The following is an 18489-nucleotide window of genomic DNA, read 5'->3' as shown; positions in this document are numbered from 1 at the left end:
GCTCTGGAGGCGAACCGCGTCAGCGGCCCGTGCCCGCAGCGCCCGCCCGTTGCGGCTGCGCGTTCGACGTGGCGTAGGCGAGCGGATCGATACGGCGCATCTCCGTTTCGATCCAGCTCTCGACGCGCACATTCACTTCTTCGGGCGAGAGACCAGTGGTATCGATGGGCTTGCCGATCGACACCGTGACTATACCCGGATACTTGATGAACGAATTGCGCGGCCACACGTGCCCGGCGTTATGCGCGATCGGCACGACAGGCGCGCCCGTCGCGACGGCGAAGCGCGCGCCGCCCGTCTTGTACTTGCCCTGCGAGCCGACCCGCGTGCGCGTGCCTTCGGGGAACATGATGACCCATGCGCCGTCGTCCATTCGTGCGCGGCCCTGGCGCGTGACGGATGCGAACGCATCGCGGCCTTGCGTGCGATCGATGTGCACCATTTTCAGCAGCCCGAGCGCCCAGCCGAAGAACGGCACATACAGCAATTCGCGCTTGAACACATAGCAGAGCGGACGCGGCATCAGCGCGGGAAAGGCCAGCGTCTCCCACGCGGATTGATGCTTCGACAGGAGCACGGCGGGGCCATCGGGCAGATTCTCAGCGCCTTCGATCCTATAGCGGATGCCGACGAGATGACGCAGCACGACGATCGTCGACTTGCACCAGCCGGCCGCCATCCAGTAGCGCTTGTCGGCGCGCATGAACGGAAACGCGATAAAGCAGGCGATTGCATACGGCACCGTGTACATGACGAAGTACAGCATCAACAGCAACGAACGGATGAAGCGCATGAAGTCTCAGCAAGTCGTGACGGGGCCGGCGATCAGTCCTGATGCCGCGCGAGGAAGTCGAGCGCGAAGGCGCGCAGATCGGTGTGAACCAGGGTGCCTGCGGGCAGCTTGCCTTCCGCGAGGGTTTTCTCGCCTTTGCCGGTCAGCACGAGATGTACCGGAAAGCCGAGCGCGGCGCCCGCCTGCAGGTCACGCAGGGAGTCGCCGACGACGGGCGTATCTTCCGGATCGATCTCGAAGCGGTCGATGATCTGCTGCAGCATCCCCGGCTTCGGCTTGCGGCAATCGCATTGATCTTCGGCGGTATGCGGACAGTAGAAGATCGCGTCGATGCGTCCGCCGACTGCCGCGGCCGCGCGATTCATCTTCTGATGCATCGCGTTGAGCGCGGCCATGTCGAACAAGCCGCGCCCGATGCCCGACTGGTTCGATGCAATCGCCACGCGATACCCCGCCTGATTGAGCCGCGCGATGGCTTCGAGACTGCCGGGAATGGCGACCCATTCGTCCGGCGACTTGATGAACGCGTCGGAATCGACGTTGATGACGCCGTCGCGATCGAGGATGACGAGTCGTCTGTTCATGGCTCAGGCCGCGAGCTTGGAGATGTCGGCCACGCAGTTCATCTGCTGATGCAGCGCCTGCAGAAGCGCAAGACGGTTGTTGCGCAGCGCGGCGTCTTCCGCGTTCACCATCACGTCGTTGAAAAACGTGTCGACGCTTTCGCGCAATGCGGCGAGCGCCGTCAGCGCTTCCGTGTAGTTGCGCGCGGCGAGCTGGCTTTGCACGCGCGGCGTCACGTTCTGGATCTGCGCGTACAGATTCTTCTCAGCCGCTTCCACGAGCAGGTCCGGATTCACCGATGCGGGCGCGCCTTGCTCCGACTTCTTCAGGATATTCGAAATGCGCTTGTTGGCCGCCGCAAGCGACGCGGCTTCCGGCAGCGACGCGAATTCGCGCACGGCGTCGAGGCGCGCGACGATGTCGTCGAGGCGCGTCGGGTTGAGACTCAGCACGGCTTCGATGTCGTTGGCTTCGAAACCGCGCTCGCGCAGCAGGCCGCGTAGACGGTCGAGGAAGAACGCATAGACCGCTTCGGTCGAATCCGCGACCTGCGGCATGCCGGCGAACTGACGCTGAGCGGCTGCGACGAGATTGCGCAGATCGATCGGCAGCTTCTTTTCAAGCAGGATGCGCAGCACGCCGAGCGCATGACGGCGCAGCGCGAACGGGTCTTTCTCACCGGTCGGCGCGAGGCCGATGCCCCAGATGCCGACGATGGTTTCCAGCTTGTCCGCGAGCGCCACCGCGCAACCGACACCGGTCGACGGCGTGTCGTCGCCGGAGAAGCGCGGCTGATAGTGCTCCGAGCACGCGAGCGCGACTTCTTCCGGTTCGCCGTCGTGGCGGGCGTAGTACGTGCCCATCGTGCCTTGCAGTTCCGGGAATTCGCCGACCATGTCGGTGAGCAGGTCCGCCTTCGCGAGACGCGCGGCGCGGCGGGTGAGCGCGGCATCGACGCCGATCATCGGCGCGATTTCGCCCGCGAGTGCTTCCAGCCGCTCGACGCGTTGCAGCGCGGAGCCGAGCTTATTGTGATACACGACGTTGGCGAGCAGCGGCACGCGCTCTTCGAGGCGCTTCTTCTTGTCCTGCGTGAAGAAGAACTTGGCGTCGGCGAGGCGCGGGCGCACCACGCGCTCGTTGCCCTCGATGATCTCGCCCGGCGTTTTCGTGTCGATATTCGACACGATCAAAAAGCGCGAGCGCAGCTTGCCGTGATGATCGGTGAGCGCGAAATACTTCTGGTTCGTCTGCATCGTGAGGATCAGGCATTCCTGCGGCACTTGCAGGAATTCCTCGTCGAAGCGGCATTGATACACGACCGGCCATTCGACCAGCGCGTTGACTTCTTCGAGCAGCGCTTCCGGCATCACGACACGATCTTCGCCCGCGAACGCCTGCAATTGCGTGCGAATGGACTCGCGGCGGTCATCGAGGTTCGGGACGACGTGGGCCTTGGTTCGCAGCGTTTCGGCGTAGTCATCGGCATGGGCGATCGGCACGAAGCCTTGCGACATGAACCGATGGCCGATGGTCGTATCGCCCGCATCGACGCCGAGCGCGCTCACCGGCACGACGTCGCGGCCATGCAGGGCGACGAGGCGCTGCACCGGACGGACGAACTGCACATTCGTGCCGTCGGGACGCTGATACGTCATCACCTTCGGAATCGGCAGCTTGCCGAGGGTTTCGTCGAGCGCGGCTTGCAGGCCATCGGCGAGCTTGGCGCCGGGGGCCGCGTAGCGCAGAAAGAAGGATTCGGCCTTGCCGTCCTGCGCGCGCTCGAGTTCGGCAAGCGGGAAGTCGGGGAAGCCGAGCGCCGCGAGCTTCTTCGCGAGCGGCGGCGTGGGCTTGCCTTCCTTATCGAGCGCGACGGAAACGGGCAGCACTTTTTCGCGCACCTGCTTTTCCGGCGCGACATCGCGCACGTTCTTGATGAGCACGGCGAGGCGGCGAGGTGTCGCGTATTTCTCGAACGACGGCGCGCCTTCGATCAGGTCGCGCGCAGCGAGCCGCTCGACGACGCCTTCGGCGAAAGCGGTGCCGAGACGCGCGAGCGCCTTCGGCGGCAGTTCTTCGGTCAGCAGCTCGACGAGCAGGGAAGCGTGATGGGTTTGCGTCATTGTTCTGTCTTGCCTCGTCAAGCCTGTTCGTTGGCGCCGGTGGGCGAGCTTTCCACCTTCATTGGCGGCGCCCATGCGGGCCGCTGCGCTTCTTCCTGGTCGGTGATGAGATCGGGGTCGCGCTTGACCGGATTGCCGAGCATCGGGAAGCCGAGTGCTTCGCGCGAATCGTAATAAGCCTGCGCGACGAGACGCGACAGCGCACGAATGCGGCCGATGTACGCCGCGCGCTCCGTCACCGAGATCGCGCCGCGCGCATCCAGCAGGTTGAATGTGTGGCCGGCCTTCAACACGAGTTCATAGGCGGGCAACGCGAGCTTTGCGTCGATCATCTTCTTCGCTTCTTCTTCGTAGCTCTTGAAGAGATGGAACAGCAAGTCGACGTTCGCGTGCTCGAAGTTGTACGTGGATTGTTCGACTTCGTTCTGGTGATACACGTCGCCGTAGCTGAGCTGACGCAGCACCTTCCCGTTCGGGCCGTCTTCTTCCCACTCGGTCCAGACGAGGTCGTAGACGTTCTCGACCTTTTGCAGATACATCGCGAGGCGCTCGAGGCCGTACGTGATCTCGCCGAGCACCGGCTTGCAATCGATGCCGCCCACTTGCTGGAAGTACGTGAATTGCGTCACTTCCATGCCGTTGAGCCACACTTCCCAGCCGAGGCCCCACGCGCCGAGCGTCGGGTTCTCCCAGTCGTCTTCGACGAAGCGCACGTCGTTCTGCTTCAGGTCGAAGCCGAGCGCTTCGAGCGAGCCGAGGTACAGATCGAGGATGTTCTCCGGCGCAGGCTTCAGCACGACCTGATACTGATAGTAATGCTGGAGGCGGTTCGGATTTTCGCCGTAGCGTCCGTCCTTCGGGCGGCGCGACGGCTGGACATACGCCGCTCGCCACGGCTCCGGGCCGATCGCGCGCAGGAACGTGTGAACGTGAGAGGTGCCCGCCCCGACTTCCATGTCGATGGGCTGAAGCAGCGCGCAGCCCTTGTCGTTCCAGTAGGACTGCAGCGTCAGGATGATTTGCTGAAAGGTGAGCATGATTGCCTTTTACCAGGCGCGGCCATCGTCGTGACGACGCGACTCTAGGGCTCGGCCGAAGTGCTGAAACCCTCGATTCTAGCCTATGGCAAGGCTGACGGCCTGTTCAGGTGGTGCCCTGCGTTCAAACGTAAATCACGTCCGGGAAATCGGGATGTAGCCTGTTTTGTAGTATGGATCAATATATGGGCCAGCGCTGGTGGCGCTTCCTTACATCGCCGGGTGGTCCGACGCATCGCTATCGTACGCAGCGGTTGCGCTTCAGTACTGAAGCCAGTCGTTAGCACATGAGGCTGCCGAGGCGTGTCGGGCACGCATGACCGGCGCCGAGTCCATGCGGCGCACCCCGCGTGCGGCCGAGGCGCATTCTTTCGGTTATCTATTAAGGAGCCGTTCGCTGCGCTTCGCGATCAACTGACCTGGAAACGCGGCGTAGGAAGAAACGTCCGCTTGCTAAGCGCTGCGCTTGTCCGAACGCTTGCGTCTCTTCGAAAATCGCTGCACTTCAAATTATCTAGAACTCGCTCGAAGACCTCGTCCCAATTTCCGCGCTCCTTTTGGGTGAAGATTCGCATAGTCGGGTACCACGGGCTGTCGTCGCGGTTGCGCAGCCAGCGCCAGCATCCGCCAAAGCGATTCAGGAGCCACACCGGCTTGCCCATCGCGGCCGCCAGATGAGCAACGGATGTATCGACAGAGATGACGAGATCCAGACATGCAATGAGCGCGGCCGTGTCGGCAAAGTCCTTAATTTCGTCCATCCAGTCGATCACACTGTCGCGTTGGTCAGGCCTCAGGCGCTTGTCTTCGCTTTCCGGTTGTTGCAAGCTAAACCAACACGCATGAGGCCATTCGATGAGCGGCGCTAGTTGTTCCGGGCGGATACTTCTCCACTGATCGACGCCCAGCCCCGCGTGTCCGCCTGCCCATACGAGTCCTATCCGCGGCAACGTCGAGCGTTCGAGCTTTTCCAGGCGGAATGCAAAGCTCTGCGCGGCGCGTGGTTCTGACGACAAGTAGGGAGTCTTGGCCGGTAAGGTTTTCAGATCGGTCCCGAACGCCATCGGCATCGACATAAGAGGGATGTATTGATCCCAATTCCAGAAGTCCTTCGGCACGTCGTCAAGCAAAACCAAGTTTGGCCAGTGCGTACCCAACGAGTGAACGACCAGTCGCTGCAATGGTTTGGGACATACGAAGCCTACTTCGGCGAATTGTTCCAGAACCATCGGAAGGTAGCGACAAAACTGAATCGTGTCGCCAAATCCTTGCTCCGCGAAGACGAGCAGATGTTGATCCTGGCATTTCGAAAACGAGCCGCCCCAACGTCGAACGGGAAGCGCTGGTTGTAATGCCGTTTGCTGCCCGGACGGGGACACCATGCTTGCCCATCGATGCTCGAAATGGGGCCAAGCTTCCTTGAATTGGCCTGCTGTCAATAAGGCATAAGCCAAGTTCGAGCGGCTTCCGAGAAACGCCGGATCAAATTTTATCGCTTGCTCGTAGTGTTCGATCGCTCGGTCAATCCGATCTTGAAAGTGCAGAATAAATCCAAGGTGGTGATGCGCGGAGCCATGCTGCGGCATTAAGCTGATCACGTGCCGATAAGCAATTGCCGCTTCTTCATACTTGTGGTCAAACCGCAGAGCGTCGCCAAGGATATTCGTGAGTCCTACTTCAAAAGGCGAATCTTGTTCGGGCAGCAAGGCGAGTCCCGCACGTGCCACCACTGCGGCGCGCTGGAATTCACCGCAAGCTATGAGCGCACTAGACAATGCCGTCTACGGTCCGGGACCCGGGAAGGCTTGCGCCACTTCTTCGAAGCACGCTTTTGCTTCCGGGTGCCGATTGATCGTCTGCGCGATGCTCCCTTTAAGTAGCAAGGCTTGACTGCGTTCCTCGAGTCCGATGCATTGCGAGAGGCAGGCATCCACATGCGTCATAGCAGAAAGCCAAGCCCCGTTTTGGGAGGCCTCGACAGATCGACTGTAGTGAATACGACTATTCTCGTTGAACAGTTCAAAAACGCTCATATATTGCCTGGGAGTTGCATTGAATCGCTGACTTGATGTTAGTGAATAGTTTACCGAAGGGTTTGTTTGGAGTGGAAGAAATGTGTCTACATTCCATCTTTTGCATTGGCGATCGAGATGACTCGTATGTTGCCACCCGGAAGGATATGCAAATATCTGGAGCCGGTTGTTCAAGCCAAGCTTAGAGACGTTGGCCGGGATGGAGTGAAGAAAATCAGCTGTTCATAGGGTGATGCTGTCGATCGCGGGCAGAGGCGATCCTTGACGTGACTTTCCGCAAAGAATTTGGCAAGGCGAGTTTGAAAAGGAAGAAGCGGTCGCCGAAGGAAGTGACTGAAGGCGCGACCGATCAGACCATCACAACTAGCACCGCTTTTCTCGGGAGCATGCGTTGGCCATGCACATCGGCCAGTTCGAAGACATCACTACCGCGTCAAGGTCATGAAACGAATGGTGTAAGGCTATCGCGACAGCGCTTGTTTCTTCCTCGGGATCAGAGCCGTTTAAGCTCGGAAATCCGTAAACAGCGTTCTTCAGCGTATGAAGCATCATCGTCGTGTTGCAAAAACTCAATATGACGAACTCGCTTTCAGCTCATGCACCTTGGTTCTATCTTGAACGAGCGCTCGGGGCGCTCATAACATGAACAGAGCCTAAGCCACAGGTCTGTTCTCTGAACGCTTTGGCGTTGCATTTTCGGTGCCACCGTGCTTCAGTGTCGACTACGCGCGACTCTGCCAATGCGGAGTCGCGCGTTTTCATTCCGGGCAATCGACGACTTGATCCCGAACGTGATTACGCTCGCCTTCTCCCCGGCGCAAACGCGAACCCCAAAGCCAGCAACAACAGCGACACCGCGATGACCGTCATATTCCCGCTCGTCACATAAGGCGTGCGCCCCGACGTGCCTTGCACGCGCGCTTCCAGCACGCCGGTTGTGAACGTCGGCAGCTTGGAAACGACTTCGCCATTGGCCGCGATCACCGCCGTCATGCCGGTATTGGTCGCGCGCAGCATCGGCCGGCCGGTTTCGATCGACCGCATGCGAGCAATCTGCAGATGCTGATCAAGCGCGATGGTATTGCCGAACCACGCGAGATTCGTCGAATTGACGAGCACGCCCGCAGGCGCTTCCTGCTCGCGAATCGTATGCGCGATTTCCTCGCCGAAAATGTCCTCGTAACAGATGTTCACGGCGATCGGCTGGTTGTGCACGAAGAACGCCTTCTGCGCGACAGGCCCGCGCGCAAGATCGCCGAGCGGAATGCCCATCAGGTTCACGAACCAGTGAAAGCCGAGCGGCACAAATTCACCGAAAGGCACGAGGTGATGCTTGTCGTAGCGATAAACATCGTTCACGCCCGGTGTCATGCCGAAGAGGCTGTTGGTGAAATCGGTCACGCGTCCGTCGGGAAGCACGGTGACGCCGATCGCGCCAAAGAGAATCGACGAATTCGTGCGGTCGGCGAAGCTGCGAATCGCGGTCGCGAAATCCTGCGGCACTTGCACGGCCAGCACCGGCAGCGCGGTTTCGGGCGTCACGATCAGGTCGGCGGGCTTCTCGGTGATGAGCCGCTGATACAGCGCCAGCGACTGGTTGACGCCCGCCTGTTCGAACTTCATCTCCTGCTTCACGTTGCCTTGCAACAGGCGCACGTCGAGCGGCGCGTTCGCGGGCGTCGTCCATCTGACGAGCGACAGCAGCAGGCCCGCGACGATCAACGCCAGCGCGACGACGGCGGGCACCAACGCGCGCGCGCCACGACCCGTTCGTCGCACGTGGAAAATCGCCTGCACGATGAGCGCCGCGACCAGCGCCAGCACCCAGCCGACACCGTACACGCCGGCAATCGGACCATATCCGGCGAGCGGCCCGTCCACTTGCGCGTAGCCGCTCGCGAGCCACGGAAAGCCGGTGAAGACGAGTCCGCGCAGCCATTCGCCGAGCGCCCACGCGCTCGCGAACGCGAACGCGCCGTGCCACGTCGGGGCGTAGCGGGGGGCGGCGTCGATATCGCGGGCGGTGCGGGCGTCTTCATCGCCGAAGCGGGCGCGTCCTGCAACGAGCGACCAGACCAGGCTCGATGCAGCCGGATACATCGCCAGATAGAGCGAGAAGAGGGCGACGGCGGCGGCCGCGAGCGGCGCGGCCATGCCGCCGTAGATGTGCATGCTGACGTAGAGCCACCAGACGCCGGTCACGAAGTTGCCGAAGCCGAATGCCCAGCCGGTCAGCGCCGCGCTCTTCCAACTGCTCGTGCGCGAAAGCCACGCGAAGAACAGCGCGAAGATGACGACCTCGATCCATCCTCCGTGCGGCGTCGGCGCGAAGGAAAGCGTATTGGCCGCGCCAAGCACGGCCGCGACGAGGTAATGCCAGAAGGGAAGCGCGCGGGAGGCGGTCGACGCGCCTTCTGCGTTGCGTCGCCACGGGAACAAGCGAAACGATGAATCGGCCATTGAATGCGGGGAAAGGCTTGGCGGACGGGGCGTCGCGTCCGGGCCACGAGCGGCGGCGGACGCGTCATGCTGCGCGATCAGTCGCGCAGCTCGCCCTCGTCGTCACCGGAATGGGATTGTTGCGTGAGATTCGGCACGCGCCGAACCAGGAGCACATGGATCTGCCGGGCGTCGCCGCGCAGAATTTCGAACACGAAATCGTCGATGCGCACCTTTTCGCCGCGATGCGGCACGCGCCCGAAACGATGCGTGACGAGCCCGCCGATGGTATCGACTTCCTCGTCGGAGAAATCGGTGCCGAACTCTTCGTTGAACTGCTCGATGCCCGTCAGCGCGCGCACCCGGAACTTGCCGTCCGGCGACGGCATGATGTTGCCGGCTTCCTCGTCGAAGTCGTATTCGTCCTCGATGTCGCCGACAATCTGCTCCAGCACGTCCTCGATGGTGATGAGGCCCGCGACGCCGCCGTATTCGTCGACGACGATGGCAATGTGATTGCGGTTCACGCGGAAATCGTGCAGCAGCACGTTCAGGCGCTTCGACTCCGGAATGAACACGGCGGGGCGCAGCATGCCGCGCACGTCGAATTCTTCTTCGGCGTAATAGCGCAGCAGGTCTTTTGCGAGCAGCACGCCGATGATGTTGTCGCGATTGCCCTCGTACACCGGATAGCGCGAGTGCGCTTTTTCCAGCACGAACGGAATGAATTCGGCGGGCGTTTCCGCGATGTTGATGGCGTCCATCTGGGCGCGCGGAATCATGATGTCGCGCGCGCAGAGATCGGACACCTGAAAGACGCCTTCGATCATCGAGAGCGAATCGGCGTCGAGCAGGTTGCGCTCGTGGGCGTCTTGAAGCACTTCGAGCAGCTCGTCGCGTGACTCGGGCTCGTGCGAGATGAAATCGGTCAGGCGTTCGAGCAGCGAGCGCTTTTCGTGCGGTTTGTCGGAGTGTCGTCGACTGGGATAGGGTTCGTTCATAGCGGAGCGCCCGGGACGTCCCGGGCGCGAATTAACGGAAAGTTAAGCATACACCAAGGGAAATTGCGGCCTGGGTGGTGCGGCGCGCGTAGCGCATGGTTCGAGCATCCTAGCCGAAAAATGTGCATAACCGATGTCGGTCGGAAACGCATTGGCCATACGGACAAGAGTCTGCCCAGCTACTTGCCGGCCTTCCCGGCATGACACCGCCGCAACAACGCCTCCAGCGCCCGGTCCGGCATGCCGCTCTCGCGCAGCGCCTCGACCGTTCGGCTCACGTAATCGAGCGTCGTTCCATAGCGGCCGCTCGCGCAGCCGAACACCGTGCGGATGACCGGATCGCCGAGCTTGCCCGTGTACGACGCCGCCTCGCGGCGCATCACGAACGCGAGCGCCTCGACGCGCCGTCCGTCGATCAGCGTGCAGGGCAGCCACGCGGGCCTGTAGGACGCCATGGACATTTCGCGTCGCCAGAGCGCTTCGAGATGCTCGGGCGCGTCTGCGCCGGCAAGCCGGAACGCCATGCCGGTGCAGGAGCCGCCGCGATCGAGCGCGAGCACGAGGCCCGGCTGCTCCGGCGTTCCGCGATTCACTCGCGACCACAAATAAAGCCCGCGATGATAGCCGTGCACCTTGCCGCGCACGGCTTCGAGCGTCGGCAAGCCGGGATTCCAGATCAGCGACCCGTAGCCGAACAGCCATAAATCCGACCGGCGGTCCCAATGAGCGAGCGCGGCCTCGCGGGAAGCCGCGAGTTCGTCGTCGGTGAGGAGCGCCGTCTCTTCGAGCGCGGGCGGATAGTCCGGGCAGGTAGGCGCCGGATCGTGCGGGACAAGGTCGGTATCGGGCGTGGGCTCGGGCGTTTTGTCGTTCACGGTGCGGCGGGCGAAGGGCTGGCTGACGCTCAGGCGAGCGGGACGTAGGGATCGGAGAATCCCAGAGACTGCATGATATCCGTCTCGATGGATTCCATCTCCTGCGCCTCGCTTTCGACCTCGTGATCGTAGCCTTGCGCGTGCAAGGTCCCGTGGACGACCAGATGCGCGTAATGCGCGGCGAGCGGCTTGCCCTGTTCGGCGGCTTCACGCTCGACGACCGGACAGCACAGAATCAGGTCGCCCGCGACGGGATCGTCCTCCGACTCGGCATACGCAAACGTCAGCACGTTCGTCGCGTAATCCTTCTGACGATACGTGCGATTCAGCATGCGGCCTTCTTCCTCGTCGACGAAACGCACGGTCAACTCGGCGTCCGCGAACAGCGACGCCTTGATCCAGCGCGCGACCGTCGCGCGCGGCAGCATCGCCTTGTGCGACGGATACGTTTTCGCGGCAGGAAACTGCAGGGTCAGCGTGAGGCGAGGCATCATTCCGGCTTCTGCGACTGCTGCGCGGCGCGGGCCGCATCGGCGATGGCGGCGTCTTTCTGCGACTGCGCGTCGTAGGCCTCGACGATGCGCGCCACGAGCGGATGCCGCACCACGTCCGCCGACGAGAAACGCGTCATCGCGATGCCGCGCACTTCCGCCAGCACGTGCTGCGCTTCGATCAGCCCGCTCTTGTGCCCGCGCGGCAAGTCGACCTGCGTGGTGTCGCCCGTCACGACTGCCTTCGAGCCGAAGCCGATGCGCGTGAGGAACATCTTCATTTGCTCGGGCGTGGTGTTCTGCGCCTCGTCCAGAATGATGAACGCGTGGTTCAGCGTGCGGCCGCGCATGTACGCGAGCGGCGCGATCTCGATCATCTGACGCTCGAACATCTTCGCAGTCTTGTCGAAGCCGAGCAGATCGTAGAGCGCGTCATAAAGCGGACGCAGGTAGGGGTCGACCTTTTGCGCGAGATCGCCCGGCAGAAAGCCGAGCCGCTCGCCCGCTTCTACGGCCGGGCGCGTCAGCACGATGCGCTTCACCTGATCGCGTTCGAGCGCATCGACGGCGCAGGCCACGGCCAGATACGTCTTGCCGGTGCCCGCCGGACCGATGCCGAAGGTCACGTCATGCGCGATGATCTGACGGAGATAGTCGCGTTGCGCCGGCGTTCTGCCGCGCAGATCGGCGCGACGCGTGTAGAGCTTCGGGCCGTGATCTTCGTCGGCGTCGAGGTCCATCGTGGCGCTCGGCTCGTCGAACGGATGATCCGGATCGCCGCGAAAGCGCGGATCGGCCGGGGCGTCGTCCTCGCCGTTCTCTTCAGCCTGCTTCGCCAGACGCGTCGCGTGCCGGGCTTCGACGAGCGCGAGCTGGATATCGTCGACGGAAATCGGGTCGCGTGCGCGGTTGTAGAAATTCTCGAGCGCGGCGAGTGCGACCTTTGCACCACGGCCACGAATCGAAATCTTGTGGCCACGGCGCGACAACGTCACGTCGAGCGCCTGCTCGATCTGCCGCAGATTTTCATCGAGCGGCCCGCAGAGGTTGGCGAGCCGGGCGTTGTCGTCGCGCGGAGCGGTGAACTCGAGATGCTGCTGAGGAGCGTTCTTCAAGGCGAGGTGGGTGTCCTTTCTGATCACGTTCGATTAATTGGCCAGCTCCGGCGCGGCCGCTTCCGGTGCGAGAACGAGCGCGCCGCGCAGCGAATGCGGATAGGCGTGGTTGATCTCGACATCGATCATCTGGCCGATAAGGCGCGCATGCGACGCGACGGGCGCCGGGAAATTCACGACGCGATTGTTCGCCGTGCGGCCTGCAAGCTCGTTCGGGTCCTTGCGCGACGGGCCTTCGACGAGAATGCGCTGCACCGAGCCGACCATCGCATTGCTGATTCTCACGACGTTTTCCTCGATCGTTGCCTGCAAGTGCTGCAAACGCCTGAGCTTGACTTCGCGAGGCGTGTCGTCGTGCAGGTTCGCAGCCGGCGTGCCTGGACGCGGGCTGTAGATGAACGAGAAACTGGTGTCGTAGCTCATCTCGTCGACAAGCGCCATCATCTTCGCGAAGTCGTCCTCGGTCTCGCCGGGGAAGCCGACGATGAAATCGGTCGACAACGACAGATCCGGACGGATGGCGCGCAGACGGCGAATCACCGACTTGTATTCGAGCACGGTGTAGCCGCGCTTCATCGCCATCAGGATGCGGTCGGAGCCGTGCTGCACCGGCAAGTGCAGGTGCGAGACGAGCTTCGGAACCTTTGCGTAGGTGTCGATGAGGCGCTGCGTGAATTCCTTCGGATGCGACGTCGTGTAACGGATGCGCTCGATGCCCGGCACGTCCGCGACATACTCGATGAGCGTCGCGAAGTCCGCGATCTCGTTCGATCCGGCGGTCAGCGCGCCCCGGTAAGCGTTGACGTTCTGGCCGAGCAGCGTCACTTCCCGCACGCCCTGGTCGGCCAGGCCGGCGATTTCCGTCAGCACGTCGTCGAGCGGGCGCGAGACTTCTTCGCCGCGCGTGTACGGCACGACGCAATAGCTGCAGTACTTGCTGCAGCCTTCCATGATCGACACGAACGCGCTCGGGCCGTCGACGCGCGCCGGCGGCAGATGGTCGAACTTTTCGATTTCCGGGAACGAGATGTCGACTTGCGCCCGGCCGGTGGCGCGGCGCTTGTCGATCATGTCCGGCAGGCGATGCAGCGTTTGCGGGCCGAACACCAGATCCACGTACGGCGCGCGCGAGACGATCGACGCGCCTTCCTGACTCGCGACGCAGCCGCCCACGCCGATCAGCAGGTTCGGGTTCGCTTCCTTCAACTCGCGCACGCGGCCGAGGTCCGAGAAGACCTTCTCCTGGGCCTTCTCGCGCACGGAGCACGTATTGAACAGGATGACGTCAGCGTCTTCGGGGGTGTCGGTCTTGACGAGTCCTTCCGCCGCGCCGAGTACGTCGACCATTTTGTCGGAGTCGTACTCGTTCATCTGGCAGCCGAAGGTCTTTACATAAACTTTCTTGGTCATGAATGGTCGCCGGTCGCAGTGGTTAACCTGGGGGCGTAATAAAAGAATTGAAGAGGATGTGCGGGTTTTCGCCGAAACTGCACCGCTTTTGCTTGTAATTTAGCCCGATATTATAGCCCTGCTGGGCAATGAGGGCATTGGCCGCGGACGGCCGGCGAGCAGGCGCGGTCATGCGTCCGCCCATGCTTTTGCTGCGTTCACCGCACGCCGCCAGCCCGCGAGAGACGCATCGACGTCCGGGGCGGGCATCGACGGCGAGAAGCGCCTGTCCAGTTGCCACTGCGCCTTTAGCTCGCCGACATCCTTCCAGTACCCGACCGCCAGGCCCGCGAGATAGGCCGCACCGAGCGCCGTCGTCTCGGCGACGCGCGGACGCACGACGTCGACGCCCAGCACGTCGGCCTGGAACTGCATCAGCAGGTCGTTGGCGCAGGCGCCTCCATCGACGCGCAACTGGGCGACCGGCATGCCGGAATCCGCTTCCATGGCCCGAAGCACGTCGAGCGATTGGTAGGCGATCGACTCGAGCGCCGCCCGCGCGATATGGCCCGACGTCGTGCCGCGCGTGACGCCGAACAGCGTCCCCCGTGCCCGCGCATTCCAGTGCGGCGCGCCGAGACCGGCGAACGCGGGCACGAGATAGACGCCGTCGCAATGCGGCACGCTGCGCGCGAGCGTTTCGACTTCGCTCGCATGGCGGATGAGTCCGAGCCCGTCGCGCAGCCATTGCACGACCGCGCCAGCAATGAAAATGCTGCCTTCGAGCGCGTAATCGACGCGATCGCCGATCTGCCACGCGATCGTCGTGGCGAGATTGTTGCGCGACTCTATCGGCTTCTCGCCCGTGTTCATGACAAGGAAACAGCCCGTGCCGTAGGTGTTCTTCACCATGCCGCTTTCGGTGCACATCTGCCCGAACAGCGCCGCGTGCTGGTCTCCGGCGATGGATGCAATCGGCACTTCGGCGGCGAGCACGCTGCCATGCGTCGTGCCGTAGACCTCCGACGACGCCCGCACTTCCGGCAACATGCTGCGCGGAACGTCGAACGCATCGAGCAAGTCGTCGTCCCAGCGTCTCGCGTGGATATCGAAGAGCATCGTGCGCGATGCGTTGGTGATGTCGGTGATATGCATGCCGCGCCGCGTGAAGTTCCACACGAGCCAGCTATCGACCGTGCCGAACGCGAGCCGCCCCTGCTTCGCCTTGTCGCGTGCGCCTTCGACGTTGTCCAGAATCCAGCGGATCTTGGTCGCCGAGAAGTACGCGTCGATCGGCAAGCCGGTTTTCGCGCGCACCATGGGTTCGAGTCCGCGCGCCTTCAGTTCGTCGCACATGCCCGCCGTGCGCCGGTCCTGCCAGACGATCGCGTTATAGACCGGCCTGCCGGTTTCACGGTCCCACACGATGGTCGTTTCGCGCTGGTTCGTGATGCCCACCGCCGCAATCGACGACGCGTTCAGCCCCGCCCGCGTGACCGCTTCCGCCGCGACGCCCGCCTGCGTCGACCAGATTTCCTGCGGATCGTGCTCGACCCAGCCCGGCTGCGGATAGATCTGCTGGAATTCCTTTTGCGCGATGGACACGATGTTGCCGTTTCTGTCGAACAGCATGGCGCGCGAACTCGTCGTACCCTGATCGAGCGCGAGGACGATTTGATCCTGCATGGTCATCATCTCCGAGGTTGAGCGGATGCCAGCCGTCTGCATTGGCCGTGCGAAGCCCGCATGCGCAATCTATCGGACACGCGGGGCGCGGACAACCTGGCCGAATGGCATAGGCCAAATCGACGGTGCCGCCTGGGCACGTGAATTTGCCTATGCCATCCGGCCAGTGGCAGGAACGGAAAGATCGTTCGATACTGGGCGCTCGAATCGAAGCCAGGAGTGAATGGAATGCGAAAGCGGGTGGTGTACGGCGCACTGGCCTTATTCGGCGCGTTGGGGCTGGCCGGATGCGTATCGACCCCGAGTCTCGAAGGCTCGTCGCGCGCTCCGTCGTTCGACGCGTTGCAGGGGCTTTGTGAAGCGGCGCCGACGGATTACGGCGCCGACGCTCAGTCCGTTTATTCGGCTTTCTACGACGCTTACGTCGCCCAGCGGCGGGGCGGCTTATCGAAAGAACAGTTCTGTGCTTTTCAGACGGGCATCGCGGAGCGGCATCGCGCGTATGTCGCCAGTCCGGGGCCGGAAGCGCAGAGCGCGTGGGCGACGTTCATTCTGGGCGAGCGTGCGCGGGCGCTAAGTTGGCGCGCGGCGGTGGATCCGACGTTGCGGGCGGGCTAGGGCGTTAGGAGCAGGACGCGGCGCACGAGCCGCGTCCGAAGCATGACTACGAGTGCTACGAGAACCGCTTGAATGCCTTGATGGTTGAATCGCCGGTTGCGGTGAGGCGCCATTGTTGTCGGCCGGACGCAAGGTGTTCCAATTGGACGAGCTGGCGTTCGAGCAGTGCGTCCAGTTCTTCGCGTTCCATATCGACCTGATTAGGCGCTTCCTGAACCAATAGCAGCGTGGCAAATTCGTGCGGACTCAGCATCGTGTTCTCCATGACGACCGACAGCTTGGCCACCGGCCTGAAGGCCGGATCTTTTGCTTGAATCGTGGTACGGGAAACTGCACTTGCCGGGCGGACTCGCTGTGCAATTGCTGCGGGTGCCGGGAATTGGGATTGTAGGCAAGCGTCTGAGGAGTGCCAAACGTACCGACGAAAATTTTGGCTTTGACATTTGATGCGTGCGCGAGCGGTTCGGCGCGCACGGCGACTTGAAGAATCGACTTTAGCTTTATGCCGCAGCGCACACAAAGGCACGACAGAACGGATTCATGCCACTCTCTCATTAATTTATACAATAAATGAATTTGTTTTAAGTTAAGCGGGCAATGCAATATGCTTCTCTTGCGTGATCAACTAATTGCATGCTTTCGTCGGCTTCATCCCCGGCGAGACTGCTGGTAATTCGGACTTCATTCATGACTCGCTTCAACTGGCAAAACCCCTATCCCACGCCGCGCCTGCCGGTGTTCGCCCGCAATATCGTGTCGACGTCGCATCCGCTTGCCGCGCAAGCCGGTCTGCGCATGTTGTGGAAAGGCGGAAATGCCGTTGATGCGGCCATCGCGGCAGCGGCGGCCATTACCGTCGTGGAGCCGGTGTCGTGTGGGCTGGGCGGCGATGCCTTCGCGCTCGTCTGGGACGGCGCCAAGCTGCAGGGGTTGAACGCATCGGGTGTGTCGCCGGCGGCGTGGAACGTCGATTACTTCCGTCGCAAGTACGGCGAGGAAAACGGCTTCGCTCGCCAGCCCAAGCGCGGCTGGGACACCGTGACGGTGCCGGGCGTCATCGCGGGGTGGGAAGCGTTGCACGCCAAGTTTGGATCGCTTCCGTTCGCCGATTTGATGGAACCGGCCATCGAGATCGCGGAGCGCGGTCATGCGGTGGCGAGCATCGTCGCCTACAAGTGGGCGGCGGCGGTGCCGGAACTGAAGGATTTCCCCGGCTTCGCGGACGTTTTCATGCCGCACGGACGCGCGCCCGAAGTCAGCGAACTCGTGCGTATGCCGGGCCACGCGAAGACGCTGCGCGCGCTGGCCGAACACGGACCGCGCGCCTTCTACGAAGGCGAGATCGCCGAGCGCATTGCAGCGTTTGCACGCGAGGGCGGCGCGGCCATGACGCTGGACGACTTGCGCAACTATCGCGCGGACTGGGTCGAGCCGATCAGCAAGGATTATCGCGGCTACACCGTGCACGAGATTCCGCCGAACGGACAGGGCATTGCCGCACTGATCGCCCTCGGCATTCTCGACAAGTTCGATGTCAGCGCGCTGACCGTCGACCGCATCGAATCGCAGCATCTGCAGATCGAGGCGATGAAGCTCGCGTTTGCAGACGTGTACCGCTATGTCGCCGATCCGCGTTCAATGGACGTGACGCCGGAGCAGATGCTCGACGACGCCTATCTCGCCGAGCGCGCGAAGCTGATCGACCCGGCAAAAGCGACGCAGTTCGACTTCGGCATGCCCAAGGCGGGCGGCACCATCTACATGTCGGTGGCGGACGAGCGCGGCATGATGGTGAGCTTCATCCAGTCGAATTACATGGGCTTTGGCTCGGGCGTAGTCGTGCCGGATACCGGCATCTCGTTGCAGAACCGCGGCTGCGGTTTCTCGATGGACCCGAAGTCGGCCAACGTCGTGGAAGGCGGCAAGCGTCCGTTCCACACCATCATCCCAGCCTTCGTCACCCAGGAAGTCGAAGGCCGCCGGGACGCCGTCATGAGCTTCGGCGTGATGGGCGGCGACATGCAGCCGCAAGGGCATCTGCAGTCCATCGTCCGCATGATGGACTACGGCCAGCAGCCGCAGGCGGCGTGCGACGCGCCGCGCTGGAAGGTGAACCGCGACTTCACCATCGACATCGAGGCCACGCTCGATCTCGAGACGGCGCGCGCGCTTGAAGGCCTCGGGCACACGATCAAGTCCGTCGACGACCCGTATATGGACTTCGGCTCGGGCCAGTACATCTGGAAACTGGATCGTAACGATCCCGAGCGCGGTTACGTCGCCGCGAGCGACAGCCGGCGCGACGGACTCGCCGCCGGCTTCTAG

General features: G+C 62.6%; 15 protein-coding genes. 2 read left to right on the top strand and 13 right to left on the bottom strand.

Annotated features, from left to right (window positions below):
- Positions 1–19: 19 nt before the first annotated feature.
- The 12 genes from LDZ21_RS11645 to glpK all read right to left on the bottom strand — a co-directional run bounded on the left by LDZ21_RS11645 (position 20) and on the right by glpK (position 15546).
- On the bottom strand, positions 20–793 hold the full coding sequence (locus LDZ21_RS11645; protein WP_244793463.1) for a lysophospholipid acyltransferase family protein: 774 nt from the start codon (positions 791–793) through the stop codon (positions 20–22).
- Positions 794–825: 32 nt separating this feature from the next.
- A complete protein-coding gene (gene gmhB / locus LDZ21_RS11640) occupies positions 826–1377 on the bottom strand; it encodes a D-glycero-beta-D-manno-heptose 1,7-bisphosphate 7-phosphatase (protein ID WP_035961503.1) in 552 nt (183 codons plus the stop codon).
- A gap of 3 nt (positions 1378–1380) precedes the next feature.
- The gene (gene glyS, locus LDZ21_RS11635) at positions 1381–3480 is read right to left on the bottom strand and encodes a glycine--tRNA ligase subunit beta (RefSeq protein ID WP_244793462.1); all 2100 of its coding nucleotides are present in this window, start codon (positions 3478–3480) and stop codon (positions 1381–1383) included.
- 17 nt (positions 3481–3497) lie between these two features.
- Positions 3498–4517, bottom strand: a complete 1020-nt coding sequence (gene glyQ / locus LDZ21_RS11630) for a glycine--tRNA ligase subunit alpha (protein WP_244793461.1) — start codon at positions 4515–4517, stop codon at positions 3498–3500.
- Positions 4518–4927: 410 nt separating this feature from the next.
- The gene (locus LDZ21_RS11625; RefSeq protein WP_244793460.1) at positions 4928–6223 is read right to left on the bottom strand and encodes a tetratricopeptide repeat-containing glycosyltransferase family protein; all 1296 of its coding nucleotides are present in this window, start codon (positions 6221–6223) and stop codon (positions 4928–4930) included.
- Positions 6224–7345: 1122 nt separating this feature from the next.
- The gene (lnt, locus tag LDZ21_RS11620) at positions 7346–9010 is read right to left on the bottom strand and encodes an apolipoprotein N-acyltransferase (RefSeq protein ID WP_244793459.1); all 1665 of its coding nucleotides are present in this window, start codon (positions 9008–9010) and stop codon (positions 7346–7348) included.
- A 77-nt stretch (positions 9011–9087) separates the two neighbouring features.
- Positions 9088–9990, bottom strand: a complete 903-nt coding sequence (locus tag LDZ21_RS11615) for a CorC family transporter (RefSeq protein WP_035961487.1) — start codon at positions 9988–9990, stop codon at positions 9088–9090.
- A 179-nt stretch (positions 9991–10169) separates the two neighbouring features.
- Positions 10170–10865, bottom strand: coding sequence for a gamma-glutamylcyclotransferase (locus LDZ21_RS11610; RefSeq protein WP_244793458.1), 696 nt, complete (start codon positions 10863–10865; stop codon positions 10170–10172).
- 29 nt (positions 10866–10894) lie between these two features.
- Positions 10895–11359, bottom strand: a complete 465-nt coding sequence (gene ybeY, locus LDZ21_RS11605) for an rRNA maturation RNase YbeY (RefSeq protein WP_244793457.1) — start codon at positions 11357–11359, stop codon at positions 10895–10897.
- A complete protein-coding gene (locus tag LDZ21_RS11600; RefSeq protein ID WP_244793456.1) occupies positions 11356–12471 on the bottom strand; it encodes a PhoH family protein in 1116 nt (371 codons plus the stop codon). Before LDZ21_RS11600 ends, ybeY begins: the two co-directional genes overlap by 4 nt.
- A 33-nt stretch (positions 12472–12504) precedes the next feature.
- Positions 12505–13881: a tRNA (N6-isopentenyl adenosine(37)-C2)-methylthiotransferase MiaB gene (gene miaB, locus LDZ21_RS11595; RefSeq protein WP_244793455.1), complete on the bottom strand. Its 1377-nt coding sequence runs from the start codon at positions 13879–13881 to the stop codon at positions 12505–12507.
- 168 nt (positions 13882–14049) lie between these two features.
- Complete coding sequence (gene glpK / locus LDZ21_RS11590; RefSeq protein WP_244793454.1) at positions 14050–15546, bottom strand: glycerol kinase GlpK; 1497 nt, start codon at positions 15544–15546, stop codon at positions 14050–14052.
- Positions 15547–15774: 228 nt separating this feature from the next.
- Between glpK and LDZ21_RS11585 the strand changes: the two genes are divergently transcribed.
- Entirely contained in the window at positions 15775–16164 is a 390-nt protein-coding gene (locus LDZ21_RS11585) for a hypothetical protein (RefSeq protein WP_244793453.1), read from the top strand.
- 55 nt (positions 16165–16219) lie between these two features.
- Here the strand turns inward: LDZ21_RS11585 and LDZ21_RS11580 are convergent, their stop codons facing one another.
- Positions 16220–16417 carry a hypothetical protein gene (locus LDZ21_RS11580; protein ID WP_035961904.1) on the bottom strand — a complete coding sequence of 66 codons (198 nt, stop codon included), beginning with the start codon at positions 16415–16417 and terminating at the stop codon, positions 16220–16222.
- Between the two features lie 434 nt (positions 16418–16851).
- Between LDZ21_RS11580 and ggt the strand changes: the two genes are divergently transcribed.
- A complete protein-coding gene (gene ggt, locus LDZ21_RS11575; RefSeq protein ID WP_244793452.1) occupies positions 16852–18489 on the top strand; it encodes a gamma-glutamyltransferase in 1638 nt (545 codons plus the stop codon).

Origin of the sequence: Caballeronia grimmiae, assembly GCF_022879615.1 — a bacterium.
GTDB lineage: Bacteria > Pseudomonadota > Gammaproteobacteria > Burkholderiales > Burkholderiaceae > Caballeronia > Caballeronia grimmiae.
This window is presented reverse-complemented; position numbering and strand designations above follow the sequence as displayed.